This window comes from Sporosarcina sp. Y1011 (assembly GCF_057669885.1).
On sequence record NZ_JBYHFP010000003.1, the window covers coordinates 332,595 to 357,657 of the forward strand.

Here is a 25,063-nt window from a genome sequence, read left to right on the forward strand (position 1 = left end):
AACCGCTATCCATTATCGGATGAGCGGTTTTACTATTTTCAGCTTATTGCCGTATGGTGGAAATGCAAGTGACATTGGAATGGTTGTACTTTTTTTCATCATAGACTTGGCATGCGTAAATGTATCAAAACTAGCTTTTCCATGATACGAACTCACACCGGAAGTACCGACTCCGCCAAATGGTAAGTTGATGTTTCCAACATGCGCAATTGTGTCATTGATGCATCCACCGCCGAACGGAAGGTTTTCAATGAAGTAGTCAGCAGCTCGACTATTCTCAGTAAAGAAATATGCGGCCAGTGGTTTCGGCAATTGACGAATCCGTTGAAGCGCATCGTCAAGGTTATCATATGTCAAAATCGGTAAAATTGGCCCAAAAATTTCATCCTCCATTGAAGCACTATTCCAAGATATATCATCAAGAAGTGTCGGTTCAATGAATAAGTCAGAACGGTCAGAATTCCCTCCGCTTATTACATGATTTCGGTCCGCATCAATAATTCCGGCGAGTCGGTTGAAGTGTTTTTCACTGACGATTCTTCCGTAATCTGGACTTTGCGAAATATCTTTTCCGTAAAATTTACGAATAGATGATTGAATTTTTTTAATTAGTTGTTCTTTGACAGTATGATGGACGAGAAGATAATCCGGTGCAACACATGTCTGTCCAGTATTCAAAAATTTACCCCAAACAATTCGCTCAGCCGCTTTTTGTAAATCAGCTGTCTGATCAACAAGCGCCGGACTTTTCCCGCCGAGTTCAAGCGTAATTGGCGTTAACCTTTCCGCCGCAGCTTTCATAATAACTTTCCCAATGGCCACACTTCCCGTAAAGAAAATATAATCGAATGAAGCGTGGATGAGTGCTGACGTTTCTTCCTGTTCTCCTTCTACGACTCGAATATAATCCGGCGCAAATGTTTCCGTCAGTATTTTATTAACGACATGCGCAGTATGAACAGATGTCTCAGAAGGTTTAACGATGGCGCAATTCCCGCCTGCAATCGCTCCGATAAGCGGCTCCATAACGAGCTGAAATGGATAGTTGAAAGGTCCAATAATAAGGACGGATCCATAAGGCTCGTGAACGATGAAGCTTTTCGCAGGTTGATGGTGGACAGGCGTTTTGACTGATTCCTCTTCCATCCAGTCTTCTAAGTGTTTAATCATATAAGTAATACTCGATAGGACGAATCCAATTTCCGTTACATAGGATTCAAAAGAACTTTTACGCAAATCTCTATGCAAAGCTTCCGTGATTTCTACTTCATTGGCGGTAATCGCTTCCTTCAGCTTACCGAGCATTTCTTTTCGGAATGCAGCGCTCCGTGTCTTCCCAGTAAAATAAAATGAGCGCTGGGAAGTTATCATCGATTCTACGTCTTGTGCAGTAAAATTCATGTTATCCCTCCATATTCTATTTCTTATAATCTTAAATATAATAGATAGAGGTTGCAATCATTATGCTAAAAGAATATCAATCACTTTTTGTATCTCAAGACCTTCTTCGAATGAAACAAGCAACGCATCTTCCCCATTTACGGCTGCAATACATTCATCTACAAGCGTTTTCACTGATTCAGAAGAAGTCAATATCTCAAAAGGACTGTCTTTTGATGCCATGCTAAGTTCCGACCAATTGCGCAGTTTCAGAACACCTTTATCTCCATATACTGTATAAGACAGTTCTTCTTGTTGGCCGATTCCTGAAATGCCGTTCAGGAGGAATGGAATGTCGCCTGCCGTATCACCAAATGCAATGACGCTCGTTTCCGCAAGCGTTTCATCTATAGGATAAGTGGTCTGGTGGGAGATGATTTCCAGTTCACCAAACATCCTGTACATAAGCTGAAGATAATGCGGGAATACTTCTCGTGTAAAGCCACCTTGTTCACGTGAAGCAATCCATGGATTTTGCTGCCAAATGCGTGGCCAATGTGGAAAATAGGTTTGCAGCTCAATTCGAACGATTTCACCAATTTCACCTTCATCAACAAGTTTCATCATATGTCTGACTGACGGACTGTAGATCAGCGGAAAATGCATTGCTGTTTGAATCGACTTGTCCGCCGCGGCTGAAGACATAACCAATCCATCAGCAACGTTGTGTGCAAGCGGTTTTTCACAAAGAACATTCAAACCTTTTGCAAGCGCTTCCGTACTTAGTGCAGCATGTGATACAGGCGGAGTCCCAATATAGATCCAGTTCGGTTTCAATGCGAGTACCTCTTCATAAGAGGATGCCGCATAAAGCCCGAATGTATTCGCCATTTCTTGAAGACGTTTGTCATTTTCATCGAACAGCGCAACAATTAGGGCCGCATCATTGTTACGCAGTTGATTAATAATCCGTTCACCGACAATTCCTGTGCCGACGATTGCAAATGTAGTCTTATTCATCTAGACAACCCCTTTTTGAAAGTTCGATATTACAAAGCTAATATAAATAGGTCTTAGGATTCCTTTACACACCTTCACGTTTTGAATGACAGCAATGAAGGGAATAGAAAATTTAAACAGCAAAGAATCTAAAGGAGGAAATGGACATGACAACAACTGATACTTGGTGGGAAACAATCTTTGAAGGTAATCTTTCATCGGGAATAAATAAAGAACGTCTGGTTGAACTTGAAGAAGAAAATTTCCTTTATTTTGATGAGGTGCAACAGATCGAAGAACCCATACACTGATAACGAATTCCACATACTAATTCATGACACTAATTTAACATGGACCATACGACAGCTTTTCCAGTAATTTACCGGGAAAGCTGTTTTTAAACATGATTTACTCGATACTGTGCCATAGATAAAGTGCAGCATAACTTAAATAGGGTGTCCAATCAGGAAAATGAACAAGCATTTCTTCGATCGTAGGCTTGCGGTCCATTCCCCATAACTTTTTCAATGCATTTTGTAGACCAATATCCGCCAATGGGAATAAATTCGGACGCCCAAGACCCGACATGAGAAAACTTTGCGCCGTCCATGGACCCACTCCACGATAAGCAACCAATTCCGATGTCACTTCTTCATCATCCATTAAGGTAAATCGCTCAAGGTCCAGCTTGCCCTCTGCAATCGCTTGCGACAGTCCGATGACATATTCAGCCTTACGTGAACTAAACTGCAATTCACGCAGAGTGGAGACATCTAGGGATGCAATACGTTCAGGTGTGGGATAGCGCCAGACACCATCCAACTCACTACCAAACGTTTCCACGAAACGCTTGGTCAATGTATGCGCAAAGGAAAGGTTTAGTTGCTGATGAATAATACTTTTCATTAAAGTTTCGTACAAAGAAAAACTTTTTATAAGCGGCGTTCCTTCATATTCGAGGAAAAGTGCTCCAAGGTCCGTATTTGCAAAATGATTTCCGATGGCATCCAGCGGTTTATCAAAGTGAAAAATCGACTTAACCGTTTTAACTTGATTTTCATCAATCGCATCTTCTATGTTAAATGAAGGGAATTGTTTTGTGCCTGTACTTTGTAAGTGGATAATATTCCCTTCCTTCATGGGAATACGAACTGAACAACTATGCAAATCCACCGTATTTACAGGGTCCCTTGCCAGTCGCGCAATTGCTCGATCAAAATCGTAAACGAACGGCAATGAGAATTGAACGTCGATTAAAAACACCTCTTTCTTCATGATTCTATCGTTTATTATTAAGCCAAGAACACCCGTGACTTCAGTCGTGGGATGAATTGGCTTTCTTTTTTTGTTCTAAGGTGATATCACTATACAAACACCTGTTCCATTTGATAGAATATTCTTAAATAAGGTAGGTGACAAACTATGGAGCCCAATAAAGAATATCGAACTTTTCAAATTAACATTAAAAATGGCCATAAAATGTATACTTATTTCGATGAACTTTGTCTAAATAGTAACAACCTATATAACACGACAAACTTCTTTATCAGGCAATTTTATACTACTTTAAACAATGAAGGTGTATTACAACCTTTACAACAAGAAGTAATAAAAGTAATTCTTGATAACATCAATAAAATGAATGTCAATCAACAAAAAGCTTATCTAAAAAAAATAGAAAAAGAACAAATGAAACCAAGAGACGAACAAAAAGAAATAAAGGTAAATCTATTTGAGCTGCCTTCAAAAGAAAAGTCCTTCTTAGGTTACAATTTTCTGGATTGTTTATTTAAAACAATTAAACAAAAAGACTATTATTCATTACCAGGTCAGATAAATCAACAGGTTCTTAAAAATGTCGTGCAAAATTGGACTAGTTTTTTCGCAAGTTTGAAAGACATCAAAAAGAATCCAGGGAAATATCAAGGAAGACCTTCTATTCCTGGTTACCTACCAAAAGGAAGCAGGAAAGAATCAACTCTATCGAATCAAATTTGCAAAATTAAAGACGGTAAATATCTAAGCTTCCCAAAAACTAAAAGAAAAATAAGTATCGGTAAGTTAGCAAATTTCAACGGTAAGTTTCAACAAGTGAGAATCATACCCAAGCACAATTGTTTTACTGTTGAATTAGTGTTTTTAATCGAGTTAAAAAAACAAATATCCGACAAAACGGAACGATGCATGAGCATTGATTTAGGACTTGATAACATTGCAGCGCTAGTTTTTAATACAGAACATGAGCCGGTCCTATTTAAAGGCGGTAAAATTAAATCTATCAATCAATGGTACAACAAAATGCGCGCTTACTACTATGCGGCTCTTCGTAATGGAAAAAAGCCAAAAGAAGGTCATTATCATTCGAAGAAATTGATGAAGTTAGATTCCATAAGGCACAGACAAATCAAAGACTTTTTCCATAAAGTTAGTTTCAATATCGTGCGAATAGCGGTGGAAAATAACATTGATACGATTGTCATCGGTAAAAATGTGGGTTGGAAACAAAAAATCGAATTAGGGAAAAGAAATAATCAAAACTTCGTTCAAGTACCACACTCATTGTTAATAGAATTAATTACTTACAAAGCGAATGCCGAGGGTATTTCAGTAATTGTAACTGAAGAAAGCTACACATCACAGGCAAGTTTTGTAGATGAAGACATTATTCCGACCTACAAATCGGGGAATAATGCAAATCACATTTTCAGTGGAAAACGATTAAAACGCGGTATTTACCGTACTAAAAATAAATTTTTAATAAATGCGGATGTTAACGGTGCAGCAAACATCCTAAGAAAAGTAGTGCCGAAAGCATTCGCTAACGGTATAGCGGCTGTGTGTTCCCAGCCTCAAGTGGTCAATGTGCGATAGCACCAACCCTGAAACCCGTGTCTTCAGTCGTGGGAGGTTCATTATACGCTAGTAAAATAGTTTCCAAAAAAGTATTGACTTCCTCTACAGATTGGTTATAATAGAACTTGTGCAGTAAGCAGAAGCACTACTTAAATTCCCGGTTCCGTAGCTCAGCTGGGAGAGCACTACCTCGACAAGGTAGGGGTCGCTGGTTCGAGCCCAGTCGGGACCATTGGGTGTTAAACCCGAAAAAAACCTTTAGGAACAAAGGTTTTTCTAAAAGCATCATCCTTCATTGGATGGTGTTTTTTTGTGTTTGAGAATAATATTTAAATTCTTCCTTATATATAGGGGCGGGTTCGGAGTATGGAGTATGGAGTGTAGACCGCTTCCCACGCTGGGGAGTTCGATATCGAGAGAATTGAAAAATTCGAAGTGTGAATTCGCAGATCGCTTGGCGCTTTGGGGATGCCTCTCGCCATGAGCCTGGATTAGCGCTTCGCATCCAGTCTCAGGGCTTCGGCTACCCCTTTGCCGCGCCTTCGCTAGAGTTTCCATTATTGATAGAGCTGTAATTCAGAGTGTACATTTTAGATCGCTTAGCGCTTTAGGGATGCCTCTGGGGAACTGAAAAAGTTCTATACTATATCATTTCAATCCATTTTTCTTTAAGGTCTCCTCTTGCTTCTTCGCTTTCTTACTTAACCGATAGCTATTTTTGTATACACCGTATAATGCGATGGCAAATGGAATTGATGCCATTAGAAATGTTTCAAGTGCCGTTATCGATTCCTGGTCAAACCATTCGAATTTGACGTTTAGAGTACCCAAATATAAGAGTAACGCTGACAGCCATCCCCCGAATAACGCGACAAGCTGTTTTAGTTTTTCTGCATTCATTATAATACCTCCTTTATCCTATAATTCTAAGACCCACTAACACGAGAGTTAGATATGGCCTGTATTACTATCGTATTCACTATAATTTCATTCATTTCCGCTCCACGCCCGATTCTTTTCCTATTCCGAAATATATCTACAACACTGCATTAAATCGATTGAACGCAGATGGTAATATCTTCAAAAAACACAAGGAATTTTCACCCAATGAAGAATTGGATTGCGAACGCAAAAAAATCCCTTCGCCTATTAGCGAAGGGATTTCCACTTAAAAAAACATTTATGTGGTTTTCAATTCTAGTCTTTGTGCAAGTAGAGACAAAGCGTAATTCACAACGAAGTACATAAGGGATATTAATATAAAGATTGGAATTACTTCGTTTGGAAAGTGTGCTTGAATGATTTTTGCATTATGAAGCAACTCCGGAAGCGCTATAACAACTGCAAGCGATGTATCCTTTAGAAGTGATATAAACTGACTAACAAGGTTTGGTACCATTCTTCGAAGTGCTTGCGGCAAAATAACAGTTCTCAACGCTTGAACATATGTAAGTCCTGATGAACGTGCTGCTTCCATTTGCCCTTTTTCAATAGAATTCAATCCACCACGGACAATTTCAGCTAACATCGCTGATTCAAAAACAGTCAATGCCACAATAGCGGAAACAGTTATGCTGAGATTAATACCCATCTCTGGCAGTGCAAAATAAGTAAATAATATGATCAGAAGTAGTGGCAAGTTCCGGATTGTTTCCACAACAACCGCTAGTAATTTTGAAAGGATAGGTATTTTAGCAAATCGTAAAGTTCCGATTGCCCCACCTATTATAAAACTGAAAAAAATTGAAATAAAAGCAACTTTTAACGTAACATAAAAACCTTCCATTAAAAATTTAAGATTATCTGGACTAAATGCACCTGAAAAATCCATTATGACACCTCCTTAATGGCTATTAGCAAGACGTTTTTCAAGATAAGATACGCCTAAGCTTAATGGAATGGTTATGATTAAATAAAACAAAGCGACAAATATGTACACATCAAAGACTACATAAGTTTTGGCCGAAATTAGGTCTGCTTGATACATCAGTTCCGTACCGGCTATGAGCGCCAAAATAGATGAGTTTTTCACTAAATTAATAAATTGGTTGCCAATAGGAGGTACTACAATTTTAATAGCTTGAGGTAGGATGATTATTCTCATTGTTTGAGCATAGCTTAAACCTGACGACCTTGCAGCTTCCATTTGCCCTTTGGGAACAGACAAAATACCTGAACGAATCGCTTCTGCGATAAAAGCAGACGTATAAATAGTCAATCCAATTGTTCCTGCAGTAAATCCTGAGAGCTGTAGTCCCAAGGACGGAGTCCCAAAATAAAAGAAAAACACAATAACGAGTAGTGGAATATTCCGGAAAAACTCTACATAAGCTGTGGCTATCCAACGAAGCGGTGCAAACGGAATAATTCTCATTACCGCGACGATAGCACCAATCAAAAAGCTTCCAATTAATGCGATAAGACTAATTAATAACGTAACTTTAAACCCATCCCAATACATATCGAAATAATTTATTAGAATTGAGAAATCCACAATCTTTCCACCTCACTTAATTCAATCAGGATGGGCAATAGATGCCCATCCTGATTGATCAAACTATTTTGTGAAACTATACATTGCCAATATAGAAACACCCTTTTACTTCAACAAACCTTCAAACCAACTGTTATAAACAGTATCGAATTCACCGTTCGATTTTAGTGATTCAAGCGCAGTGTTAAGCGCATCTACAAGTTCTTTTTCACCTTTTTTCACAGCAATTCCATAAGGCTCTTCTGTAAATTGTTCGCCAACTAATTCAAATGAATCATCTTCAGAAGCCATTCCTGCAAGGATTGAGTCATCTGTTGTTAGCACTTCACCTTTTCCAGCTTTAAGTGCAGTGAAAGCTTCTGCATAGTTTTCAAATTCTAAGACGGGTGCATCTGGAGCTGCTTCACGTATATTATCAGTAGAAGTAGACCCTTTTACAGCAATTACAGTTGTATCTTTTGTAAGGTCGTCAGTACTTTGAATAGGACTTCCTTTTTTCACAAGAAGAGATTGACCTGCATTGAAGTATACGTCTGAGAAATCAACTTCTTTTGCACGCTCTTCTGAAATTGTCATTGTCGCAATAATTGCATCGATATCGCCTTTATTCAATAATGGAATTCTTGTTTTAGATGTTACTTCTACAAATTCAACTTTCGTTTCATCGCCTAGAATTTCTTTTGCTAATTGCTTAGCAACATCGATATCAAAACCTTCAACTTCTCCTGTAGCTGGATCTTTTAAACCAAATAATTTCGTGTCGTATTTTACACCAAACACAATTTTATCGCGGTCTTTAATTGTATCTAGTACATTTTTCCCTTCTGTTGCATCACTCGCTGCATTGTCGTCCTCCGAATTACAAGCTGCCAAAAGCATAACTGACATAATTGCAGTTATCGTTAATAAAAGAATCTTTTTCGTTTTAAACATATCAACATCTCCCCTTTTGTTTTTAATGATTTAATATACGGCTGAGAAAGACTTGAGCCCTTTCTTCTTGCGGATTTTCGAAAAACTCAACCGGAAGTGCCTCTTCTAAGATTCTGCCTTGGTCTATGAAGACAATTCGATCTCCAACTTCTTTGGCAAATCCCATTTCGTGTGTGACAACGACCATCGTCATACCTTCTTTTGCAAGCGTTTTCATGACATCCAGCACTTCACCGACCATTTCCGGGTCAAGAGCAGATGTAGGTTCATCAAAAAGCATGATGTCCGGTTTCATAGCAAGTTCTCTCGCAATTGCGACGCGTTGTTGTTGTCCTCCAGATAATTGCGATGGATAGGAAGATGCTTTGTCAGGAATTCCTACCTTTTCTAAGTAATACATCGCAGTCTTTTTTGCCTCTTCTGCTGATTGCTTCAAGACATTCATTGGGGCAAGTGTAATATTTTGAAGAACAGTTTTGTGTGGATACAAATTAAAGTGCTGGAAAACCATTCCAATGTTTCGTCTTAATTTGTTAATATCCGTTTTCTTGTCATTGACTACGGTATCATTCACGGTAAGCGTTCCTTCGGTAATTGTCTCAAGCCTATTTATGCATCTAAGTAACGTACTTTTACCAGAGCCCGATGGACCGATGATGACAACTACTTCTCCATCTTTCATAGTGAGATTAATATCTTTAAGAACTTGAAAATCTCCATAATATTTATTGACTTGTTTAAATGAAATCATGCCTTACCCCTTTCTAACAACTTCGAACTCAAAAAGAACTGAGTTCATTGAATCATTTCCAATTTCTAAATTGTCATGCATGTATGCCATTCTATCTATTCACAATTTAGTTGTCAACTTGATTTTTTGAAAACGGTTACATTCGATAAAAATAAAACACGATTAGTACACTTTCAAAGTTATATCTTATTCTATTGAATGACCCTCCTTAATACAAAAAAGCCCGAAATGTTGGTTTAAACCTTTCGGGCTTTCATATACATTTCGTTATGTTTGTGCACCTTTCACTTTCGTTTCAGGCATTGTTTCATCAGGTCTGATATCTTCGAAGGTTTCGCCGGCTTCTTGTAAATCACGCGTTCTGTGTGCAATTCTTGATGATGCACAAGCAGCAATACTGGCAACGAGATCATCAAGGAACGTATGGATTGCTTTTCCTTTTACTGTATCCAGTTCATTAATAATTCCTATTTTATTTTTGTCAAGATGACCGAATGTCGTTACTGCAATGGATCCATATGTAAATACGGCACCAAGTGCGATTGTTTCATCGACTCCGAAGAGTCCTTCATCCGATTCAACAATTTGTTGTAAGGGTGCGGACAACTTACCTTGTTCAGCAAGTTCATCCAGCTCGATTCCCACTAAGATTGCATGTTGGAGTTCACGTTTTCGGAGTACACCTTCAACAGATTCAATACAGTGATCCATTGTGAGGCCTTTATTATAAGGATATTGCATTTCGTAGACAATTTCTGCAACCGATTCAAGCGTTACACCGCGTCGGTTCAAAGCTGCTTTCGTTGCATCAGTTACAACTTTTGAATGAACTACCTTTTTATCGTCATGCATTACTGTTCAACCCCTTTTGTAAGTAATATATAAACTTAACACAACCATTATACCTGACCTTGCCGATATGATACAATTTCACTATATACGCATTTTTAGGAGGTTTCATCTTGAAGAACGGTAAAATAGAGGACATAACAATCTATAGTAAGGAACTTGATGAGGAAATGCAGTTACTTATTCATTTACCGCATAACTATTCCCCACTATATAAGTACTCAGTTCTAATCGCATCCGATGGAAAAGACTATTTTCAGTATGGACGAATTGGACGAGTCATCGATGGGTTGCTTGAAAAAGAAGAAATAGAGAACGTGATTGTCGTTGGCGTCCCTTACAAGAGCGTCCAGGAACGAAGGCGCATGTATCATCCTGAAGGTGATCGACGAGAAGCATACATCCGATTTTTGGCCCACGAGCTTGTCCCTTTTATTGATGATAATTACCCGACTTATCAAATAGGCACAGGCAGAGCACTCATAGGAGATTCACTTGCGGCTACGATCTCACTATTAACTGCTTTGAAATACCCTAATATATTCGGAAGAGTACTTCTCCATTCCCCTTATGTCGATGATTTGGTACTGGAAAAAGTGGAAGCTGCAAAAGATTCTTCTTGTTTCTCGATTTATCATGTGATTGGAACAGGAGAGAATGAAGTGTCCACGCAGGTTGACGGTGTCCAGGACTTTCTTACACCCAACCGGACATTAAACGAGTTGATTGTACGAAAAGGGTTTCCATACTATTATGAAGAATTCGACGGAAATCATACTTGGAAGCATTGGCAACCCGATATCCCACGCGCTATAAAAATGGTTTTTGGCCATTAAGTCAGTCTAAACGGACAATTTGCGGGATATTCTGTTATAATCGATTATATGAAGCATTTAACAATAACTTTACCTAGGAGGTTTTCATTTTGAATTATGGCGTTGTTGCATTTCCATCCAAGAAACTTCAAGATTTAGCGAACGGCTATCGGAAAAGATACGACCCGCATTACGCACTAATTACTCCACATTTGACGGTTAAAGGTGTTTTCGAAGCGAACGACCAGGAAATTGATGAAGTTTCTAAAGCCATCAAAGAAATAACTAAAAAACACGGTCCATTCGAATTAAATGTTTCGAAAGTGGGTACTTTTGCCCCTATTACGAATACGATTTACTTCAAGGCCACTCTAAACGATGAATTGGCTGCATTGCATAAAGATTTGAATTTCAACTTTTTCGGTAAAGATCCTGAATATGCATTCGTTCCCCACGTGACGATTGCACAAAAGTTATCTTCCGGCGAGCACGACGATATCATAGGTCAATTGAAAATGATTGGTGTCGATCATACTGAAACGATTGATCGACTTCACCTAACTTACCAGCTTGAAGACGGCTCTTGGACGGTCTACGAAACATTCCGCCTCGATGAGGATAACTGACCGTTGTTCGAAGTAAAAATCGCAACTTCTGACCTTGAAAGAGAAGACGCATTTTTTGTCAGAAGAAAAGTATTCGTGGAAGAACAAGGAGTACCCCTCAATCTTGAACTAGATCCTCTTGACAAGACTGCAGTGCATTTCGTCGTCTATTCGGCCGAAACACCAATCGGAGCAGGTCGAATCAGAGAAATCAGTGACGGAATCGGGAAGGTCGAAAGGGTTTGTGTTTTAAAAGACTACCGCGGTAAACATCTGGGTAATCTCGTAATGAATGCACTTGAAGAGCATGCAATAAACGTAGATATGAAGAAAGTAACTTTGAATGCTCAAGCATACGCTGTTCCTTTCTATGAGAAATTAGGATATATTATTACTTCACCAGAGTTTATGGATGCGGACATTCCGCACCGTGCAATGGAGAAAATTATTATTGAATCATAAAAGGTTCGCATTGCTAGATAGCAATGCGAACCTTTTTCTTATTGTTCATTAGATATATGCATTTACCGATATACTTTTTCCTACAACTTGAGCAATGATTGGTGACAGATTAACAGGATTTGGATAGACGAATCCTTGATATGATGGAGGTATTTTAACAATAGGCTTACCTTTTACATCTCCCTTATCCTTTTCTTGTTCCTGAGAAAAGGATCCATTCAATTCATCCGAAAAATCCGAATCAAGCTTAACCCTGCCGACCTTTTCGATAAATGCGAAATCGTGGAGATCCATATTCAATCGGTTTGCGTACATTTGAGATTGTATTGGCTGAATCGGTAATATATACCCCATTGTTAACACCCCATTTCCACATTTTCTATTAGTATATCCTTAGAGTGCAACCGTTAAACCTATTATTCTACTTTTCTGTATTTTTATTTTATTGCCGCCCAAGCATATCTTGAATATCTTTAATATTTACGGCTTTACCATTCTTTAAGATAGAGTTGACAAGCTCATCTTCAGTAGCTTGAGGAACATCTTTTTTAGCGAGTTTACCCACTTTTCGTATGATCTTCCTTACTTGCCGTTCATCACTGAAATCCGCATACTGGATTGCATTTGCAAGTGCAAACACTTCTTCCATCGGGACGCCTGTCTTTGATTCGATTTTCCGGAAAAATGAATCATTCATCTAATATCCCCTTTCTTAAACATAAAAACTGCGGCCCACAATAATGAGCAAGATGAAGAGAACTACGATGAGGACAAATGTCGAACCACCATAATTACCGCCTTTATCGCTTTCATAACCGCCGCAACCACCGCCGCCATAACCACCTACATGCGAATTGCATCCGAACATAAATATACCCCCTTCCTTTCTATATATCCTATGCGGACACAACTAGAAGGTAGAGGGCTAAATGACTATTAAACCTTTCCTTTTGCTTTAAAAATGATAGCAGCAATGAAACCGAACAGAATAGCAGAACTAATTCCTGAACTTGTCACTTCAAACATTCCTGTCATTACACCAATGAGACCATGTTTTTCAGCCTCCGCCATCGCTCCATGTGTCAACGAGTTGCCAAACGATGTAATCGGTATAGTTGCACCTGCCCCGGCAAAATCGATAAAAGGCTCATACAATCCAAAACCGTCTAATACTGAACCTGCCACAACCAAAATACATAATGTATGCGCAGGCGTCAGTTTTGCGACGTCGAATAAAAGCTGTCCAACAACGCAGATAAGACCCCCTACAATAAAGGCGGTAATAAAAATCGAAACCATTAGCCACACTCATTTCATCGTTAATTCGATTGCGTGCGCGATACACGGAATCGTATCTCCTTGTTGGAATGATAACGGAGATAAGAGCGCACCAGTCGCAATGAGAAGGACACGCTTATATTCACCTGCCACCATTTTATCGATTATTTCCGTAAAAAAAATAGCTGCCGAACAACCGGCTCCACTTGCCCCTGCTAAAAAGGAGGCGTCATCACCGTAGAATTCTTTACCTGCGTCCCGAAAGTTTTCAAATACATCAATCCCCTGATTACCTGCGAGCGTTTTGTATAACTCAAATCCGACTTTCCCAAGATCCCCAGTCATTATGACATCGTAGTCACTTACATCTTTCCCATGGCCTTTTAAATGGCGTGATAGCGTATCCGCCGCCGCGGGTGCCATCGCAGCACCCATATTCAATGGATCAGTCATTCCGAGGTCTATTACACATCCCATCGTCCCGCACTCTATAGAAGGTAATCCTTTTTTATATGGCGTGATAGTCGCTACCCCCGCGGCAGTGACAGTCCACTGAGCAGTCTCGGGTTTTTGCGCACCGTATTCAACTGGGTAGCGAAATTGGCGTTCAACCGCATTATGTTGACTAGACGCTCCCGCAATGGCCATTGTAGACATCCCCGACTCAGTCAACAATGCTGCGAGTAAAAGTGAGGATACAGATGTCGAACAAGCTGAAAATAAACCGATGTATGGAATTCCTAATGTACCAGCTGCAAAATTTGAAGGCGTCATTTGATTGACCAGATCACCAATTAACAGAAAGTCAGCAACACTAGGAATGGATTCAACTTTACTCAGAGCAATCATGCATGCGTCTTCTATCATTTTTGCATTCGCATGTTCATTCGTCTTCAAACCGCAACGTTCATCGTCGTACATCTTATCGAACTTATCCGCAAAAGGGCTTTTTCTTTCCAGAGGTCCCACTGTTACACCTGTCGCAGCAATGGAAGGTGTCGTTTTGAAAGTCAACAGACCGCGCCCTACCATGACACGACACCAAACTTAACCAGAATCGTTTTAATAAGAGCAACCACAAACGCCGAAAAAACACCGAATAATATGACGGACCCCGCAAGTTTAAACATATTTCCGCCCACCCCAAGGACATAACCTTCGGACTTATGCTCGATAGAAGCGGAAATGACTGCATTACCGAAACCAGTTATCGGAACTGCACTTCCAGCCCCTCCGAACTGTGCAATTTTTTTATATAATCCAAAACCCGTTAGGAGCATCGCAAAGAATATCATTGTAGCCACAGTTGGATTACTGGACGTTCGTTCCGTAAAATCAAAATACGTCATATAAAATAATGAAACAAATTGACCCACCAAACAAATAGTTCCTCCAGTCAAGAACGCAAAAATCATATTTCGCAACAAAGGGGTTTTAGGTGAAATTTCTTTTTCTAATTTCGCATACTTTTTTTCATCCATCATGTCTCTTCCTTTATGAGTGATTTTAACTCTTTGATTTTTTCACCTTTCTTCTTTTCACTTTCCAATTTCATGAGTTTTTTTGTTTCCATCCATATTTTGCCATCTGCAGATACTGTTACATCCAAATCAGGGTATAGCTTCTCCAGTTTCCCTTTAAGTTCCTTTTCAATTGTTTCTTTTTTGAATCTCGAAAACGTTTTAAGTGTAACTCCGGCAATGACATCATTTTCATGAAAAACAGTAACAGCTGAAGTGAGTCGTTCGTCACTTTTAAAGACCTCTTCTGCTTTTGCAGCATCTTCGTCAGAATGATTGTCCATACGAAACCCATTTTCTGAACAACCTGATAGTAAAACAGCTGCGAGTAGCAATTGACCAAATCTACGGATATGCGTCCCCTCCATTTCCTTACAGTATGCCTTTTCACTCTAATCTTTATTCATAATACCGGTGCGCCCTTACACTCCGAACTTTGTCGCATAAAGTATAAAGAATTGAAAAAAGGAGGTGGAAGTAATGGGATGTGGAAGAAATGATGATAGTAATGATAATCGTCGAGACGATAATTGTATTTGTGAAGTCGTCCGTGCAATTAAACGGGTGCAAGATCTTAGGGATGATCGGGACTGTGACGATTGCAGTACCGACTGTTTCTTGACTCCACTTGGAGCTCTTGTCAGCCCATCACGTCAACGTGCAAATACACGTGTATTTATGCTATTAACTAAAGATGGCGATCCATTCAAAGCAATGTTTAATAAGGAAAACAGAAGACGAAGAGATACTTTAGGTGCAAATCAATCAGATAAAGATAAGGATCACGATGGCTGTTGGTCAGTCTTTTTCAGAGTTCAAAACGTATTTGATAATTGCTGTGCTACATTAGAAGTACTAGAACCTCGTAAAGGTAGACATGGTGTAAACCTTATCAAGCACGGAAAAATCGATTTGGATGCGTTGTGTGACGTGGATCGTTTTGAAGCAACAGGTTCATGTATAACTGTGGACTTAAAATGTTTCTGTGGTATTCAGTGTGTTAAGGACGTATTTATCGACTGTGACGAAGATTAATTTTATTACCCTGCAATGCCCAATCTGTCTGATCGTTAAATCGATCAGACAGATTTTTTGATATGTAAAATCGCTTCTGTTGATTAACCAAAAATAAACGATAAATAACTTGATCACCCACTGGGCACTACGTGTAGAATTGCTTTTGGTTCGCTTTAGATTATACAACTTCTATACCATTATCCAGATCTTTTGATAAGTAGGGATGCGACTTCGCCGCATCCCTACTTACTTTTTCGATAATCGTATGGTGGTTGTTCATCCGTTGCTCTCCAAAAACACAGCTATAAGAAGTACCGAAGCTTAATGGAACGAAAGAATGGCTTGCTTCTCACCTGGAGAGAAGCGTCCAAAGATACAATTTTGGACGCTCATGCCTTCTACTATAGTTTCTCTATTATATTTTAGGGAAGTGTCACGTTTTTATAGTTCAAAGCAGAGAATACAATCTATAGCATGCAAGAGTGCCCGAAATTGTATCTTCGGGCACTTACATCCTCATTAGAAAGTCATCTATTCTTTTTTTCAAAGCAGCTGCAATTTTCACTTGAATATTGTAGGAACGCGACAGGCTAATATTCACAACAGGAAAACCGAAAAGAGTGTGGCTAAAAGTGACGAAGTCACTTCTAGCCATACTTGCCCCCTCGGTAATAGTGTCGTAATTATTTCGCCGTAAGCGAGCCGGAAATAGTCCAGTGAAAATGGCAGTTTTCAATCCCTACTCACCAGCATTTTATACAAGTAAATGGTTAATCAATATATATGAGATATTAAAGTAACAAAAAAATAGACAAAACGGATTTTACCCGTTCTGCCTTTTTTATCTACTAATTCCTAAATGGATTACCGCGCCAAAGTATTTCACTAATATTGCCCATTTCTACAGCAACAAATTCATTGTCTCCACCCTTGACTTCAATGAATAGTGTTTCGCCCTCAATCTTCTCGATTTTCCCTGTCAATGTTTCATCATTTAATACAAATTGAAGGGGTTGGTATGCTTGCCGCGGAAACGGTGTGCCTAGATACATTATTCGCTTCACGATAGATGGATCGGCAACCGAGAATGATTGTATTTCTTCTGGCACCTGGTTTTCATCTATCTCCTTTTCCTCCAGCCCCTCTTCAATAACATCTAAAGTAGCCTCAAGTTCTCCCCCATCTATTACAAATACTGACGTGCTTTCCTCGACTGTGATGGCAATTTTCATAAAGACAGGCGGTCCATGAACAAATAACAATGGCTCATTTCGATAAATGATCAGCACATCCTTTTTAACCACAGTATATGCGCCTAAATTTCGAATTGTCACTCGAGAAAAGCGCAAGGCGCCGCTCAGCTCCGACAGGCATAAGACAGGGCGGCGGAGCGGCGCTCTTTGCCGCATAGCCGTCCTGCCTTATGACCCGAGGAGTTGGCGCCTGAAGCTGGATCACCCGAAAAGCTGAAGGCGCCGTCTAGGCGCGACAGGCATAAGACAGACCAGCGCAGTGGCGTTCTTTGCCACGTAGCTGGTCTGACTTATGACCCGAGCGTCTGGCGCCTGAAGCTGGATCACCTGAAAAGCTGAAGGCGCCGCGCACAGAAACTTCTCCAAACAAAAAAATTCACCGCTGATCTAAAGATCAGCGATGAAAACAGTAGCGAGGCCAAGGTAAATAGTTACACTTAAAACATCGTTTAAGGTTGTGATAAAAGGCCCTGATGCAACAGCTGGGTCAATATTCATTTTGTGCATTAACAAAGGAATGAAAGAGCCCGAAATTGTTGCGACAAAAATTGAAACAAAAATTGCGGCACCGACTAACAACCCTATCACAAATTGATCCTTCCAAACATAAATGAGACCAACAACAAATATTGCGCAGATGAATCCCGTCATGAGACCCGTACCCGCCTCGCGCAGAAGCAACTTAAATTTACTTTCATCCTCAACATCACCTGTTGCGATACCACGTACAGCAACAGCAAGCGCTTGAGTACCACTATTACCCGCTGTTCCCGCAATGAGAGGGATGAACGCTGCCAGAAGGGCTACTTTTGAAATTGTTTCAGTAAACAGATCAATCAAATTTGCGGTTAGCATTCCAAGTACTAATAAGATTAGTAACCATGGCAGTCTCTTCTTCATTGCTGAAAGGGAGTTTTTGTCAAATGTATCCATACTAGAAACCCCTGCAAGTTTGGAGTAGTCATCAGATGCTTCTTCATCAAGGACGTCAATAATGTCATCAACTGTAATAATCCCTAGCAAATGATGTTGGAAATCAACGACCGGTACTGCGAGGAAATTATAGTCTTTAATCATTCGAGCTACATCTTCCTGGTCTTCCGAAACAAGAACACTAACAACCCGTTCACTCATAATGGAACTGATCAACGTATCTTCATGTGCAATGATTAAATCACGAAGCGATATGACACCAGTCAGACGATAGGAATCATCCACAACAAAAATATAATAGATTGTTTCAGCTTTTGGTGCTTCACTACGCAAAATAGTCATAGCAGAACGAACGGTTGAGTTTTGCGGAATTGTTACGTATTCCGTCGTCATAATCGAACCTGCCGTATACTCTTCATAATGGAGTAAGGCTTTGATTTCGGCAGCCGCTTGTTTATCCATCAAGGTTAAATAACTAACAACTTGTGCTTTGTCGAGTTCATTCAGGACATCTACCGCGTTATCGACGAACATGAACGAAATCATGTCTGCTGCATACGTCGTGTCCATCTCCTGAAGGAACTGCTTATACTCGTCGTCACTAATTTCACTTGTCTCGAAAATTTCTGCAAGTTCTTTCGGAGATAAGTATTGATAAATGATTTCTCGTAGTTCTGGTGTAACTTTCTCGTAAAACAGTGCCCGATCATACGGATGAAGGAGTAGATATTCATTCCGGAAAGATTTTATATCATGTTGAACGAGCGTCTCTATTAATTTCTCTTCATCGAAAATGACTTCTTCATTCGTCTCTTCTTTTGTGTTCATAGCTACACCTTCCTTTCCATGTCTATCGTGCATTATTGATTTGAATAAGGGTATTATAAACTAATATAAATACTAAAAGGATGATGAAATTATGAAATTTGATATTATTGGCGATGTTCATGGTTGTTACGATGAATTTATGCAGTTAATTCAAAAGCTGGGATACACTATAGGAACAGGTGTTCCCCTACATCCGGACGGAAGAAAAGTCGCCTTTGTTGGAGATGCCATGGACAGAGGTCCTGACTCAATCAAGATGTTAAATCTCTTATTCAAGATTCAAAAAAACCAATCTCTTCTCTATTCCCCGGGAAATCATTGCAATAAACTTTATCGATTTGCCAAAGGAAATCAAGTTCAACTCACACACGGTCTCGAAACTACGGTGGCTGAACTTGATGCATTATCAAAGGATGAACGCAGCCAATTTCTTAGTAATTATCGTAGTTTTTATGAAAGTTTACCATTGTATCAATCCTTGGATACTGGCAATCTGATTGTTGTTCACGCTGGTATTCGCGAAGATATGATCGGTAAACCGCGGTCGGAAAAGATGAGAGTTTTCGTCCTCTACGGAGATATTACAGGACAGAAATTACCTGACGGAAGACCTCTTCGACGCGATTGGGCTAAGGACTACAAAGGAACTCCTTATATCGTATACGGGCATACACCTGTAATAGAATCTCGCATCATAAATAACACTGCGAATATCGATACAGGTTGTGTCTTTGGAGGAAAGCTTTCCGCGTTACGTTATCCCGAAATGGAAATCATCTCAGTTCCATCACACCAGCCGTTCATCCCTGAAAAGTTCACTGATTTTGATTGACATTAGGGTTCAACAATTGTTTCATATCCACTGGGCTTTCACAGCTGAACTTTAGGTACTCACCCGTAAGTGGATGGGTAAATCCAATTTCTGCACAGTGTAGTGCCTGCCGCCCAATCAATCCACGACCGCCGCCATATAAATCATCGCCATGGAGCGGAAAACCCGCCCACTGCATATGGACACGAATTTGATGTGTCCTTCCTGTATGTAAAATCAATGCAATTTCTGTAAATTTATTTCCATCTAATTCGGAATGTCTTTTAACTTCTACTTTGGTCAAGGCTTTTTGACCATCTTCACGAACAATTCGCTCGATGATACTGCCATCTTTTCTGCCAATTGGTTGTGAAACACTGAACTTTTCCTGCTGTATATGGCCTTCTACAATCGCCACGTATTGTCTGTGAAAAGCAGAATGTATCATTTGCTCACTTAATAGATGATGAATATGTCGGTTTTTTGCAACACAAATCAAACCTGAAGTATCCCTGTCCAGGCGAGTCACAATATGAACCGTCGATGGCAGTCGTTCAAGGGCAAACTTACCGGCGAGTGAATTTGCAATCGTACCGACTGGATGATCTCGTGACGGTATCGTACTTTGACCCGCTGGCTTATTAATAATAATAAGTGCATCATCTTCAAAGACAATAGAAAGTGGACCGGGCTCTGGGCGTAAACCGGGACTAGGTACTTCCGGTGGAAAGAAGACAATTACTTCGTCGCCTAATTGTAAGTGATGTCGAACATTTCGTTCAAATCCATTTACTGTAATAGTGCCACCGTCGTATTTTGTCGCTGTCAATGTCCTTTTGGATATCCCTTTTGCGTAGAGGTATTCGCGCAGGAGCAGACCCTCTTCATCTACATGAAATTTAAGTTGAAAACGTGCATCCCGCTCTAATGCATTAAACATCGCTGTCGATGAATGAGTCATGTACTCTTCTCCAAAATGGAAACGGTCGGAATCTTCCAAAACGCACTTTTTCTTGTGAAACTGTGTATTCAATTGACTTTACATCTTTATGAAGAAGTTGCAAATGATCCACTGTTACCATGAAATCCGGTCCTTTGACAGGCGTCAATATACATTTATGGTGCGCTGGGAGAACAAGCGATGAACCCACAGTACGGAAAACCCGGTTATTGATGGACGCCATTTCCGTTAGCTGCATTGAAGGTAGTGATGGATGGATGATTGCCCCTCCCAACGCCTTATTATATGCAGTGGATCCTGAAGGTGTAGACATACATAGACCATCACCGCGAAAGCGTTCAAAATGGTTGCCATTCAGTTCAACATCCATCACAAGCGTTACGTCAGGTGACTTCACAGTCGATTCATTCAGTGCTAGGAATAGGGCACTGTCTCTTTCATTTGCATAATTAATCTTGACATCCAGAAGCGGGTATTCGAAAACTTCAAAATCTTTACGAGCGATTGAGATAACAAGTTTCTCAATTTCAGCCGGCTTCCAATCTGCATAGAAACCTAGATGTCCTGTATGAATTCCAACAAATGCAGTTTCTTTCAGGCGGTATTGGTATTTATGAAAGGCATGAAGTAATGTACCATCCCCGCCAATCGACAAAACGATATCAGGTTCTTCTTCGTCAAACACCATGCCGAAATCAACCAAATAGTTTTTTGCTTCGCTAAGTAATCGATTTGATAAATCATCATTACGTGACTGGATTGCAAATTTCATCATTTCTCTCCTCCTTTCCCATTATTTTCACCATAACGTCTCGTAGCCGTTTCCTTAAATGCACTGAAATATTGTTGTGCATCCTGTATTTCATTACGGATTAAGGACATTTCTTCATCCAGTCGGAAAGCGGCTTCCGCGGCTCTTTCAAGCCGATGCCTAATTTCATCGGGCATTTCACCTTCATATTTATAGTTTAATGAGTGCTCAATCGATGCCCAAAAATTCATTGCCAATGTGCGAATTTGAATCTCCGCTAAAATGGTCTTTTCCCCATGAATTGTCTGAACGGGGTATTTGATAATCAAATGGTAAGATCTGTAGCCACTCGGTTTATTATTCGATATATAATCGCGTTCCTCAATCACTTCGAGATCATTCCGCTGTCGTAACGTTTCCACAACGGTACTGATATCATCAACAAACTGACACATCAAACGAAGTCCCGCGATATCAGGAAGTTCGGCAGCAAGTTCCGGTGAAGGTTCGAACGGAATCCCTTTTTCAAGCGTCTTATCATATATACTCGCGAGCGGTTTTATCCGACCTGTCACAAACTCAACAGGCGTATGCACATCTTCCAATTCATACTGATTTCGCAAACCTTTCAATTTCACTTTCAGTTCATCAACCGCTTGTTTGTAAGGTTCTAGAAACTGATTCCACTGCCTCATCCGGATCCCTCCCAACTGTTAGTCCATTTGTTGAAGAATCGAACTAAATGCTTTCTCAACTGACGTAGAGAAAACTTCCCCGTAGTTATCATTACCCTCAATATTATAAATTAACATCAACAGTTCATCTCTGAATCCGGGAAGTACAATTAGTTCTTCTTGCCAAGAAATTGCCGGATCCGTTTCCGTTGTCAATACATCTAGCATGAATGGCCATACTTCCTCAGGGAAATAAACGTGATTGTATTCTTCTTCCCCTTCCAACAGGTACACAAACGAAAGGTTGTCGGAATCTGTAATCATCTTCCCTGATGGAAGCCCCTGTGGTTTCTCAGCACCTTCTTCCAATAAAAAAAGGACCTGATCGTTGTTGCGCCGCGCTCTATGAATTCGATTTTGTATGTTCATAATTTCTTCTTCCCTTCATCTGTCATTACGTACATTCTATCATATGGAGAACGTGCATGCAGTTTAGAAAATGCGTTATTCCACATAAATTGGTATACTATATGTAAGGATAGATATCCAGCAATTACTCACACCTCATAGGAAAGGGGAAATCGTCATGGATACGCGCACATTTCGTGCAGTATTGGAGATAAATGCACTCCAGTCTCTAGGAGCTGTTCAGACATATGCAGGACAAAATAATACTTCAACCTCTATGTTCAATACGATACTAGAAGAAATGTTGGGTGACACATCCATAACGGACTCCTTATCCACTTCTACGTCCGCATTACTTGGAGATAGTAATACAACTGAAAGTTTGAGATATAATGGGATTAATGGCGTTTTCAAACCTTCTACGCTAAGTGCCATAATGGATGCCACTCAACAAGTGCAGCCTATTCCAATTGCCGCTACATCTACAACTAATGGCAACTATAGCGAAATTATCGGCCAAGCCGCAAAAAAATACAATTTACCGGATAATCTAATTTCTGCTGTCATCAAACAGGAGTCAAACTTTAACAATAATGTTGTGAGTCATGCAGGCGCACAGGGACTCATGCAACTGATGCCCGGCACTGCGAAGTTCTTGGGTGTCAAAGATAGTTTCGACCCCGCTCAGAACGTGATGGGTGGAGCGAAGTACTTAAGACAAATGCTTAATCAGTTCGACGGCAATGTTGAATTGGCGCTTGCCGCATACAATGCAGGTCCCGGTAACGTAAAAAAATACGGGGGAATTCCTCCTTTCAAAGAAACACAGCAATATGTCACAAAAGTGCTTGGCTATTTGAAAGTTTAACAATGATAATTTTGATTTCCATTTCACTCTGCAAGCTATTTATTTGTGTAAGGAGTGAAGGGTTGATAGAATATCAGTACAGTCAGAGCAAAGGAGATTGACAGAATGATGCGAAAACCTTTGATCCCTTTTGAGGAGATCGGTGCTACAAAGTTATCGGAACTTATCGACCTGTTTTACGCTAAAGTTGCCGTACACCCGGACCTATACCCGATTTTCCCGGACGACCTGACAGAAACAGCACGCAAACAAAAACAATTTCAAACACAATATTTAGGCGGACCCAATTTATATACTGAAGAACATGGCCATCCCATGATGAAAGCACGTCATATGCCATTTCCCATTACTCCAGTTCAAGCAGATGCATGGTTAGCTTGCATGGCAGAAGCGATGGATGAGGTAGAACTTGATGAAAAAATACGTGATATCTACTATAAACGCCTCGTCTTGACTGCCAATCATATGGTGAACAGGACCGGGGGAGAGATAACGTGAATCGACGAAATTTGATGGAGAATCCGGTTATTCCTTCCTCATGCAAAAGACCTGTCGAGTTGTATGTTTATATCGACCCGTTATGCGGAGATTGCTGGTCACTTCAGCCTTTACTTCGGAAACTGCAAGTGGAGTATGATCGATACTTTACACTGCGTATCGCATTGCGTACATCACTGCCCAAGATGAATCTTCAATCTAAGGAAAAATTCATTGATGAGCTGGCTTGTGAAAAAGTCCATCCCTCTTTTCCAAGCATTGCTGTTAAAACTGCGGAGTTTCAAGGTAAACGTGCCGGCTTCCGTTTCTTATCCAAAATGCTAGAATACTCATTTTTGAAATCTAGGAATGTCTTATCATTTTCGGTACTCCTTGAAATTGCAAATAAGGTAAATTTAGATGTCGACGAATTCATTCAGGACTTCTCTTCAAAAAATGTGTTGCGGTCTTTACAAGTCGATTTGTATATGGCAAAAGAAATGGAAGTCGACAAAGCCCCTACCTTCGTTTTTTTCAATGAAAACATTGAAGATGAAGGATTGAAAGTAAGCGGTTTGTATGACTATGAAGTGTACGAACAAATATTGGAAGAACTGATCGGCGGGCCAGTTTTCCCTGATCTCCCTCCACCTTTAGAGGATTTGTTCCAACGATTCGATACACTTTCCACAATAGAGATTGCCAACATTTACAGCATCTCAGAGAAATCCGCTGAGCGTGAACTTAAAAAACGACTTCTTCAACAACATGTTGAACGCGTTTCTTTCCAAGATATAACACTATGGCGTAAAAAAAAGAGCTAATTCATTAAACAAGCATCGTCCCCCAGAATTTATGGGAGATGATGCTTTTTTGATTGGGAATGGGATGGATTGCGACTTCTGGAAGAGTATTCATAGTTGTGTGAACTACTATAATTTAGCACGATTGGATCATGGATATTTTGAGGTAAGTCATGACTATCTCACTCACAGACAATAACGATTCAAAGAATGCCATTCGTTTTAACTCAGCCCGCCATTTTTCACCAACAGAAAAGAGCACTCACTCCTGGGGGGGAGTGAATGCTCTATATCAAAGGGAATGGGGGAAATGTTCACGTTCAAACAAAAGGGGTGTATG

Annotated in this window: 33 protein-coding genes and 1 tRNA gene; 11 read left to right on the forward strand and 23 right to left on the reverse strand. The window is 40.0% G+C overall.

What is annotated here, in order from left to right; translation table 11 throughout:
- Positions 1-12: 12 nt before the first annotated feature.
- Together AC25Y5_RS05850 and AC25Y5_RS05855 are read right to left on the reverse strand one after the other, a co-directional pair.
- Complete coding sequence (locus AC25Y5_RS05850; RefSeq protein ID WP_488139503.1) at positions 13-1,401, reverse strand: aldehyde dehydrogenase; 1,389 nt, start codon at positions 1,399-1,401, stop codon at positions 13-15.
- Between the two features lie 60 nt (positions 1,402-1,461).
- Positions 1,462-2,400, reverse strand: a complete 939-nt coding sequence (locus tag AC25Y5_RS05855; protein WP_488139504.1) for a Gfo/Idh/MocA family protein — start codon at positions 2,398-2,400, stop codon at positions 1,462-1,464.
- 146 nt (positions 2,401-2,546) lie between these two features.
- Here AC25Y5_RS05855 and AC25Y5_RS05860 point away from each other — a divergent pair, with 146 nt between their 5' ends.
- On the forward strand, positions 2,547-2,690 hold the full coding sequence (locus tag AC25Y5_RS05860; protein WP_482100265.1) for a hypothetical protein: 144 nt from the start codon (positions 2,547-2,549) through the stop codon (positions 2,688-2,690).
- Positions 2,691-2,787: 97 nt separating this feature from the next.
- Here AC25Y5_RS05860 and AC25Y5_RS05865 read toward each other — a convergent pair whose 3' ends face one another.
- On the reverse strand, positions 2,788-3,654 hold the full coding sequence (locus AC25Y5_RS05865) for a DNA-3-methyladenine glycosylase family protein (RefSeq protein ID WP_488139505.1): 867 nt from the start codon (positions 3,652-3,654) through the stop codon (positions 2,788-2,790).
- 147 nt (positions 3,655-3,801) lie between these two features.
- On the opposite strand from AC25Y5_RS05865, the gene AC25Y5_RS05870 reads away from it, so the two are divergent.
- Positions 3,802-5,250, forward strand: coding sequence for an RNA-guided endonuclease InsQ/TnpB family protein (locus tag AC25Y5_RS05870; RefSeq protein WP_488139506.1), 1,449 nt, complete (start codon positions 3,802-3,804; stop codon positions 5,248-5,250).
- A gap of 141 nt (positions 5,251-5,391) precedes the next feature.
- Positions 5,392-5,464: transfer RNA gene (locus AC25Y5_RS05875), tRNA-Val, on the forward strand.
- Between the two features lie 416 nt (positions 5,465-5,880).
- Here AC25Y5_RS05875 and AC25Y5_RS05880 read toward each other — a convergent pair.
- From AC25Y5_RS05880 to AC25Y5_RS05905, 6 genes are all read right to left on the reverse strand, one after another.
- A complete protein-coding gene (locus AC25Y5_RS05880; protein WP_488139507.1) occupies positions 5,881-6,132 on the reverse strand; it encodes a phage holin in 252 nt (83 codons plus the stop codon).
- Between the two features lie 280 nt (positions 6,133-6,412).
- The gene (locus tag AC25Y5_RS05885; RefSeq protein WP_482100262.1) at positions 6,413-7,063 is read right to left on the reverse strand and encodes an amino acid ABC transporter permease; all 651 of its coding nucleotides are present in this window, start codon (positions 7,061-7,063) and stop codon (positions 6,413-6,415) included.
- Between the two features lie 12 nt (positions 7,064-7,075).
- Positions 7,076-7,726, reverse strand: coding sequence for an amino acid ABC transporter permease (locus AC25Y5_RS05890; RefSeq protein WP_488139508.1), 651 nt, complete (start codon positions 7,724-7,726; stop codon positions 7,076-7,078).
- A 105-nt stretch (positions 7,727-7,831) separates the two neighbouring features.
- The gene (locus tag AC25Y5_RS05895; protein WP_488139509.1) at positions 7,832-8,659 is read right to left on the reverse strand and encodes a transporter substrate-binding domain-containing protein; all 828 of its coding nucleotides are present in this window, start codon (positions 8,657-8,659) and stop codon (positions 7,832-7,834) included.
- Positions 8,660-8,681: 22 nt separating this feature from the next.
- Entirely contained in the window at positions 8,682-9,410 is a 729-nt protein-coding gene (locus AC25Y5_RS05900) for an amino acid ABC transporter ATP-binding protein (RefSeq protein WP_488139510.1), read from the reverse strand.
- 267 nt (positions 9,411-9,677) lie between these two features.
- Entirely contained in the window at positions 9,678-10,262 is a 585-nt protein-coding gene (locus AC25Y5_RS05905; protein WP_482100258.1) for a phosphatidylglycerophosphatase A family protein, read from the reverse strand.
- Positions 10,263-10,372: 110 nt separating this feature from the next.
- On the opposite strand from AC25Y5_RS05905, the gene AC25Y5_RS05910 reads away from it, so the two are divergent.
- The 3 genes from AC25Y5_RS05910 (at position 10,373) to AC25Y5_RS05920 (ending at position 12,141) form a co-directional block, all read left to right on the forward strand.
- A complete protein-coding gene (locus tag AC25Y5_RS05910; RefSeq protein ID WP_488139511.1) occupies positions 10,373-11,095 on the forward strand; it encodes an alpha/beta hydrolase in 723 nt (240 codons plus the stop codon).
- 89 nt (positions 11,096-11,184) lie between these two features.
- Positions 11,185-11,700 carry a YjcG family protein gene (locus AC25Y5_RS05915; protein ID WP_482100256.1) on the forward strand — a complete coding sequence of 172 codons (516 nt, stop codon included), beginning with the start codon at positions 11,185-11,187 and terminating at the stop codon, positions 11,698-11,700.
- A 3-nt stretch (positions 11,701-11,703) separates the two neighbouring features.
- Positions 11,704-12,141: a GNAT family N-acetyltransferase gene (locus tag AC25Y5_RS05920; RefSeq protein ID WP_482103827.1), complete on the forward strand. Its 438-nt coding sequence runs from the start codon at positions 11,704-11,706 to the stop codon at positions 12,139-12,141.
- A gap of 48 nt (positions 12,142-12,189) precedes the next feature.
- On the opposite strand, the gene AC25Y5_RS05925 is transcribed toward AC25Y5_RS05920, so the two are convergent.
- From AC25Y5_RS05925 to AC25Y5_RS05955, 7 genes are all read right to left on the reverse strand, one after another.
- Positions 12,190-12,495 carry a hypothetical protein gene (locus AC25Y5_RS05925; RefSeq protein WP_488139512.1) on the reverse strand — a complete coding sequence of 102 codons (306 nt, stop codon included), beginning with the start codon at positions 12,493-12,495 and terminating at the stop codon, positions 12,190-12,192.
- 88 nt (positions 12,496-12,583) lie between these two features.
- Positions 12,584-12,838 carry a stage VI sporulation protein F gene (locus tag AC25Y5_RS05930; protein WP_482100253.1) on the reverse strand — a complete coding sequence of 85 codons (255 nt, stop codon included), beginning with the start codon at positions 12,836-12,838 and terminating at the stop codon, positions 12,584-12,586.
- 15 nt (positions 12,839-12,853) lie between these two features.
- Positions 12,854-13,009, reverse strand: coding sequence for a YjcZ family sporulation protein (locus tag AC25Y5_RS05935; protein WP_488139513.1), 156 nt, complete (start codon positions 13,007-13,009; stop codon positions 12,854-12,856).
- Between the two features lie 68 nt (positions 13,010-13,077).
- On the reverse strand, positions 13,078-13,440 hold the full coding sequence (gene spoVAE, locus AC25Y5_RS05940) for a stage V sporulation protein AE (RefSeq protein WP_482100251.1): 363 nt from the start codon (positions 13,438-13,440) through the stop codon (positions 13,078-13,080).
- A gap of 9 nt (positions 13,441-13,449) precedes the next feature.
- Positions 13,450-14,451 carry a stage V sporulation protein AD gene (locus AC25Y5_RS05945; protein WP_488139514.1) on the reverse strand — a complete coding sequence of 334 codons (1,002 nt, stop codon included), beginning with the start codon at positions 14,449-14,451 and terminating at the stop codon, positions 13,450-13,452.
- Positions 14,445-14,900: a stage V sporulation protein AC gene (spoVAC, locus tag AC25Y5_RS05950; protein WP_482100249.1), complete on the reverse strand. Its 456-nt coding sequence runs from the start codon at positions 14,898-14,900 to the stop codon at positions 14,445-14,447. The genes AC25Y5_RS05945 and spoVAC overlap by 7 nt, the downstream gene beginning before the upstream one ends.
- A complete protein-coding gene (locus AC25Y5_RS05955; protein WP_488139515.1) occupies positions 14,900-15,307 on the reverse strand; it encodes a hypothetical protein in 408 nt (135 codons plus the stop codon). The genes spoVAC and AC25Y5_RS05955 overlap by 1 nt, the downstream gene beginning before the upstream one ends.
- Positions 15,308-15,419: 112 nt before the next feature.
- On the opposite strand from AC25Y5_RS05955, the gene AC25Y5_RS05960 reads away from it, so the two are divergent.
- A complete protein-coding gene (locus tag AC25Y5_RS05960) occupies positions 15,420-15,974 on the forward strand; it encodes a CotY/CotZ family spore coat protein (protein WP_488139516.1) in 555 nt (184 codons plus the stop codon).
- A 490-nt stretch (positions 15,975-16,464) separates the two neighbouring features.
- Here AC25Y5_RS05960 and AC25Y5_RS05965 read toward each other — a convergent pair whose 3' ends face one another.
- From AC25Y5_RS05965 to mgtE, 3 genes are all read right to left on the reverse strand, one after another.
- On the reverse strand, positions 16,465-16,611 hold the full coding sequence (locus AC25Y5_RS05965; protein WP_488139517.1) for a hypothetical protein: 147 nt from the start codon (positions 16,609-16,611) through the stop codon (positions 16,465-16,467).
- A 193-nt stretch (positions 16,612-16,804) separates the two neighbouring features.
- Positions 16,805-17,260: a hypothetical protein gene (locus AC25Y5_RS05970; RefSeq protein WP_488139518.1), complete on the reverse strand. Its 456-nt coding sequence runs from the start codon at positions 17,258-17,260 to the stop codon at positions 16,805-16,807.
- Positions 17,261-17,596: 336 nt separating this feature from the next.
- Positions 17,597-18,970, reverse strand: coding sequence for a magnesium transporter (gene mgtE, locus AC25Y5_RS05975; RefSeq protein ID WP_488139519.1), 1,374 nt, complete (start codon positions 18,968-18,970; stop codon positions 17,597-17,599).
- Between the two features lie 91 nt (positions 18,971-19,061).
- Here mgtE and prpE point away from each other — a divergent pair, with 91 nt between their 5' ends.
- Positions 19,062-19,802, forward strand: a complete 741-nt coding sequence (prpE, locus tag AC25Y5_RS05980; protein WP_488139520.1) for a bis(5'-nucleosyl)-tetraphosphatase PrpE — start codon at positions 19,062-19,064, stop codon at positions 19,800-19,802.
- On the opposite strand, the gene AC25Y5_RS05985 is transcribed toward prpE, so the two are convergent.
- From AC25Y5_RS05985 to AC25Y5_RS06000, 4 genes are read right to left on the reverse strand one after another with little or no spacing between them, the layout of a single operon-like run.
- A complete protein-coding gene (locus AC25Y5_RS05985) occupies positions 19,786-20,742 on the reverse strand; it encodes an RluA family pseudouridine synthase (protein WP_488139521.1) in 957 nt (318 codons plus the stop codon). The two genes, prpE and AC25Y5_RS05985, sit on opposite strands and share 17 nt — an antisense overlap.
- The gene (locus AC25Y5_RS05990; protein WP_488139565.1) at positions 20,714-21,514 is read right to left on the reverse strand and encodes an NAD kinase; all 801 of its coding nucleotides are present in this window, start codon (positions 21,512-21,514) and stop codon (positions 20,714-20,716) included. Before AC25Y5_RS05990 ends, AC25Y5_RS05985 begins: the two co-directional genes overlap by 29 nt.
- On the reverse strand, positions 21,514-22,188 hold the full coding sequence (gene yjbM / locus AC25Y5_RS05995) for a GTP diphosphokinase (RefSeq protein WP_488139522.1): 675 nt from the start codon (positions 22,186-22,188) through the stop codon (positions 21,514-21,516). The genes AC25Y5_RS05990 and yjbM overlap by 1 nt, the downstream gene beginning before the upstream one ends.
- Before the next feature lie 18 nt (positions 22,189-22,206).
- Positions 22,207-22,596: a UPF0738 family protein gene (locus tag AC25Y5_RS06000; protein WP_488139523.1), complete on the reverse strand. Its 390-nt coding sequence runs from the start codon at positions 22,594-22,596 to the stop codon at positions 22,207-22,209.
- A 157-nt stretch (positions 22,597-22,753) separates the two neighbouring features.
- Here AC25Y5_RS06000 and AC25Y5_RS06005 point away from each other — a divergent pair, with 157 nt between their 5' ends.
- The 3 genes from AC25Y5_RS06005 to AC25Y5_RS06015 all read left to right on the forward strand — a co-directional run bounded on the left by AC25Y5_RS06005 (position 22,754) and on the right by AC25Y5_RS06015 (position 24,744).
- On the forward strand, positions 22,754-23,443 hold the full coding sequence (locus AC25Y5_RS06005; protein WP_488139524.1) for a lytic transglycosylase domain-containing protein: 690 nt from the start codon (positions 22,754-22,756) through the stop codon (positions 23,441-23,443).
- A 105-nt stretch (positions 23,444-23,548) separates the two neighbouring features.
- The gene (locus AC25Y5_RS06010; protein ID WP_488139525.1) at positions 23,549-23,941 is read left to right on the forward strand and encodes a globin domain-containing protein; all 393 of its coding nucleotides are present in this window, start codon (positions 23,549-23,551) and stop codon (positions 23,939-23,941) included.
- On the forward strand, positions 23,938-24,744 hold the full coding sequence (locus AC25Y5_RS06015; protein WP_488139526.1) for a DsbA family protein: 807 nt from the start codon (positions 23,938-23,940) through the stop codon (positions 24,742-24,744). The genes AC25Y5_RS06010 and AC25Y5_RS06015 overlap by 4 nt, the downstream gene beginning before the upstream one ends.
- Positions 24,745-25,063 lie beyond the last annotated feature (319 nt).

Excerpts from the sequence above, each read along its gene's own strand:
- AC25Y5_RS05850 (WP_488139503.1), bottom strand. The coding sequence starts at position 1,401 with ATGAATTTTACTGCACAAGACGTAGAATCGATGATAACTTCCCAGCGC.
- AC25Y5_RS05855 (WP_488139504.1), bottom strand. The coding sequence starts at position 2,400 with ATGAATAAGACTACATTTGCAATCGTCGGCACAGGAATTGTCGGTGAA.
- AC25Y5_RS05860 (WP_482100265.1), top strand. The coding sequence starts at position 2,547 with ATGACAACAACTGATACTTGGTGGGAAACAATCTTTGAAGGTAATCTT.
- AC25Y5_RS05865 (WP_488139505.1), bottom strand. The coding sequence starts at position 3,654 with ATGAAGAAAGAGGTGTTTTTAATCGACGTTCAATTCTCATTGCCGTTC.
- AC25Y5_RS05870 (WP_488139506.1), top strand. The coding sequence starts at position 3,802 with ATGGAGCCCAATAAAGAATATCGAACTTTTCAAATTAACATTAAAAAT.
- AC25Y5_RS05880 (WP_488139507.1), bottom strand. The coding sequence starts at position 6,132 with ATGAATGCAGAAAAACTAAAACAGCTTGTCGCGTTATTCGGGGGATGG.
- AC25Y5_RS05885 (WP_482100262.1), bottom strand. The coding sequence starts at position 7,063 with ATGGATTTTTCAGGTGCATTTAGTCCAGATAATCTTAAATTTTTAATG.
- AC25Y5_RS05895 (WP_488139509.1), bottom strand. The coding sequence starts at position 8,659 with ATGTTTAAAACGAAAAAGATTCTTTTATTAACGATAACTGCAATTATG.
- AC25Y5_RS05900 (WP_488139510.1), bottom strand. The coding sequence starts at position 9,410 with ATGATTTCATTTAAACAAGTCAATAAATATTATGGAGATTTTCAAGTT.
- AC25Y5_RS05905 (WP_482100258.1), bottom strand. The coding sequence starts at position 10,262 with ATGCATGACGATAAAAAGGTAGTTCATTCAAAAGTTGTAACTGATGCA.
- AC25Y5_RS05925 (WP_488139512.1), bottom strand. The coding sequence starts at position 12,495 with ATGGGGTATATATTACCGATTCAGCCAATACAATCTCAAATGTACGCA.
- AC25Y5_RS05930 (WP_482100253.1), bottom strand. The coding sequence starts at position 12,838 with ATGAATGATTCATTTTTCCGGAAAATCGAATCAAAGACAGGCGTCCCG.
- AC25Y5_RS05935 (WP_488139513.1), bottom strand. The coding sequence starts at position 13,009 with ATGTTCGGATGCAATTCGCATGTAGGTGGTTATGGCGGCGGTGGTTGC.
- spoVAE (WP_482100251.1), bottom strand. The coding sequence starts at position 13,440 with ATGGTTTCGATTTTTATTACCGCCTTTATTGTAGGGGGTCTTATCTGC.
- AC25Y5_RS05945 (WP_488139514.1), bottom strand. The coding sequence starts at position 14,451 with ATGGTAGGGCGCGGTCTGTTGACTTTCAAAACGACACCTTCCATTGCT.
- spoVAC (WP_482100249.1), bottom strand. The coding sequence starts at position 14,900 with ATGGATGAAAAAAAGTATGCGAAATTAGAAAAAGAAATTTCACCTAAA.
- AC25Y5_RS05955 (WP_488139515.1), bottom strand. The coding sequence starts at position 15,307 with ATGGAGGGGACGCATATCCGTAGATTTGGTCAATTGCTACTCGCAGCT.
- AC25Y5_RS05960 (WP_488139516.1), top strand. The coding sequence starts at position 15,420 with ATGGGATGTGGAAGAAATGATGATAGTAATGATAATCGTCGAGACGAT.
- AC25Y5_RS05965 (WP_488139517.1), bottom strand. The coding sequence starts at position 16,611 with ATGGCTAGAAGTGACTTCGTCACTTTTAGCCACACTCTTTTCGGTTTT.
- mgtE (WP_488139519.1), bottom strand. The coding sequence starts at position 18,970 with ATGAACACAAAAGAAGAGACGAATGAAGAAGTCATTTTCGATGAAGAG.
- prpE (WP_488139520.1), top strand. The coding sequence starts at position 19,062 with ATGAAATTTGATATTATTGGCGATGTTCATGGTTGTTACGATGAATTT.
- AC25Y5_RS05985 (WP_488139521.1), bottom strand. The coding sequence starts at position 20,742 with ATGACTCATTCATCGACAGCGATGTTTAATGCATTAGAGCGGGATGCA.
- AC25Y5_RS05990 (WP_488139565.1), bottom strand. The coding sequence starts at position 21,514 with ATGAAATTTGCAATCCAGTCACGTAATGATGATTTATCAAATCGATTA.
- yjbM (WP_488139522.1), bottom strand. The coding sequence starts at position 22,188 with ATGAGGCAGTGGAATCAGTTTCTAGAACCTTACAAACAAGCGGTTGAT.
- AC25Y5_RS06000 (WP_488139523.1), bottom strand. The coding sequence starts at position 22,596 with ATGAACATACAAAATCGAATTCATAGAGCGCGGCGCAACAACGATCAG.
- AC25Y5_RS06005 (WP_488139524.1), top strand. The coding sequence starts at position 22,754 with ATGGATACGCGCACATTTCGTGCAGTATTGGAGATAAATGCACTCCAG.
- AC25Y5_RS06010 (WP_488139525.1), top strand. The coding sequence starts at position 23,549 with ATGATGCGAAAACCTTTGATCCCTTTTGAGGAGATCGGTGCTACAAAG.